Origin of the sequence: Streptomyces sp. NRRL B-24572 (genome assembly GCF_002156145.1) — a bacterium.
GTDB lineage: Bacteria > Actinomycetota > Actinomycetes > Streptomycetales > Streptomycetaceae > Streptomyces > Streptomyces vietnamensis.
In genome coordinates, this window is record NZ_MWIG01000621.1 from 1 (window position 1) to 2111 (window position 2111).

The 2111-nt window shown below is 73.4% G+C and carries 4 protein-coding genes; 1 reads left to right on the plus strand and 3 read right to left on the minus strand.

Annotation, left to right across the window (positions count from 1 at the left end; genetic code table 11):
- Nucleotides 1-334, minus strand: a 334-nt coding sequence (locus CCN56_RS31790; protein WP_256962283.1) for a S4 domain-containing protein, incomplete at its 3' end; no start/stop codon positions are given.
- 7 nt (nucleotides 335-341) lie between these two features.
- Nucleotides 342-599, minus strand: coding sequence for a hypothetical protein (locus tag CCN56_RS31795; protein WP_086831357.1), 258 nt, complete (start codon nucleotides 597-599; stop codon nucleotides 342-344).
- A gap of 42 nt (nucleotides 600-641) precedes the next feature.
- On the opposite strand from CCN56_RS31795, the gene CCN56_RS31800 reads away from it, so the two are divergent.
- On the plus strand, nucleotides 642-989 hold the full coding sequence (locus CCN56_RS31800) for an SCP2 sterol-binding domain-containing protein (protein WP_086831358.1): 348 nt from the start codon (nucleotides 642-644) through the stop codon (nucleotides 987-989).
- An 82-nt stretch (nucleotides 990-1071) separates the two neighbouring features.
- On the opposite strand, the gene CCN56_RS31805 is transcribed toward CCN56_RS31800, so the two are convergent.
- Nucleotides 1072-1938, minus strand: coding sequence for an ABC transporter ATP-binding protein (locus CCN56_RS31805; RefSeq protein WP_086831359.1), 867 nt, complete (start codon nucleotides 1936-1938; stop codon nucleotides 1072-1074).
- Nucleotides 1939-2111 lie beyond the last annotated feature (173 nt).

Sequence of the window (2111 nt, forward strand, 5' to 3'; positions counted from 1 at the left end):
CGGCGCCCGCGCGCAGCAGGACGTCGGTGAAGCCGCCGGTGGAGGCTCCGGCGTCCAGGGCGCGCCGGCCCTCGACCCGCAGCCCCTGCGGTACGAAGGCGGCGAAGGCCCCGGCGAGCTTGTGGCCGCCGCGCGAGACGTAGTCGGGGTCGGAGTCGTCCTGGGCGACGACGATGGCCGCGGCGGTCTCGACCTGGGTGGCGGGCTTGGTGGCGACGGTCTTGCCGACGGTCACCCGGCCCGCGGCGATCAGCTGGCTGGCGTGCTCGCGCGAGCGCGCGAGCTTGCGCCGTACCAGCTCGGCGTCGAGACGGCGGCGTGCCGGTCCTGCCACGTTCGGTTCAGCTCCTGTTGTCGTACGGACGGGGGGCGGGGGGCGTGTCGAGCGAGGTCAGCTCGGCGCGCAGTCCACGGTGTACATCCTCGTACACCTCCAGGTGTCCGTCCGCCGGGAGGTGGTCCACCTCGGCGAGACGCGCGAGGCGGGCGTCGACGGCGGGATGGCCGGTGGGCTCCAGGGCGACACCGAGCGGCGCGGGCCCGGCGGGCTCGTACGCCTCGTCCGTCTCCTCGACGGGCTCCGGCATCTCATCACTCATGCCCCGACGCTACCGCGAAGCCCTGGGGTACCGTCGACGACGATGGCGACGATCACGGAGTGCCGCGGCGCACTGGACAGACTTTCGGACAATCTCGCGCGGGCGGACGACGGCCTGCGCGGTGCGGCCGCGCTCGACCGCAGCCTGAGCTGCCACATCACCGACCTCGACACGACGTTCACGGGTCGCCTCGCGGACGGCCGGATCCGGGTCGACGGGACGGTGGAGGGCCCCCCGCGGGCCAAGGCGCAGATCCGGCTCGCGATGACCGGCGACGACCTGGTGGCGATGGTGGACGGCGGGCTGAACTTCGCGAAGGCCTGGGCCTCCGGCCGGGTCAGACTGGAGGCCGGCTTCCGCGACCTGCTGCGGCTGCGCTCGCTCCTGTGACCGGGGCGCCCTCGGGCCACGTCCACGCCGACCGCTCCCCCGCCACGGGCCACGTCCGCATCGGCCGCTCCCCCGCCACGGGTCACTTCTGCAGCGCGGGCTCCTGAGCAGCAGGCTCCTCGGCCTGCGCCGGCACGGCCGCCCGGCCGCGCGCCTTCCGCCCGGCCGGCACGACCAGCGGCGTCCCCGTCTCCGGGTCGTCGATGACCTGGCAGCGCAGCCCGAAGACCCGCTCGACCAGCTCGGCGGTCACGACCTGGGACGGCGGGCCCTCGGCGACGACCTCGCCGTCGCGGACGGCGATGAGGTGGGTCGCGTACCGGGCGGCGTGGTTGAGGTCGTGGAGGACGGCGACGAGCGTCCGCCCCTGCGTCTCGTGCAGTTCGGCGCACAGGTCGAGGAGGTCGATCTGGTGCTGGATGTCGAGGTACGTGGTGGGCTCGTCGAGCAGCAGCAGCGGGGTCTGCTGGGCGAGCGCCATGGCGATCCAGACGCGCTGGCGCTGACCGCCCGAGAGCTCGTCCACGTACCGCTCGGCGAGCTCGGCGACACCGGTGGACTCCATCGACTCCCGGACGATCCGCTCGTCCTCCGAGGACCACTGGCGCAGCAGCCCCTGGTGCGGGTAGCGGCCGCGCGCGACGAGGTCGGCGACGGTGATGCCGTCGGGGGCCACTGAGGTCTGCGGCAGCAGCCCGAGGGTCTTGGCGACCTTCTTGGCGGGCATCGTGTGGATCGACTGCCCGTCGAGCAGGACGCGGCCCTCGCTGGGCTTCAGCATCCGGGAGAGGGCGCGCAGGAGGGTGGACTTGCCGCAGGCGTTGGGCCCGACGATGACGGTGAACGAGTTGTCGGGGATCGCGACGGACAGTTCGCGGGCGATGACCCGCTGCTCGTACGCCAGGGTGACCGATTCCGCGCTCAGGCGCTGCTGCTGCCGACCGTCCATACCCGCACTCCCGCTTCTCGTCCGCGGTCGTGCCCGGTGGTGACGACCACGACCCACGCGAAGTTAGGTTAGCCTACCCAACTCCACTCCCTGCCCGGGCGCCGGTGTGCCCGATGCGGGGAAGGTGCTGGCGCTGCTCGGGGTGTGAGACGTCGGCGCCCGGGCAGGGAGTG

Bases quoted from the DNA above. Each gene is read 5' to 3' on its own strand.
- CCN56_RS31795 (WP_086831357.1), bottom strand. From the start codon at position 599: ATGAGTGATGAGATGCCGGAGCCCGTCGAGGAGACGGACGAGGCGTAC.
- CCN56_RS31800 (WP_086831358.1), top strand. From the start codon at position 642: ATGGCGACGATCACGGAGTGCCGCGGCGCACTGGACAGACTTTCGGAC.
- CCN56_RS31805 (WP_086831359.1), bottom strand. From the start codon at position 1,938: ATGGACGGTCGGCAGCAGCAGCGCCTGAGCGCGGAATCGGTCACCCTG.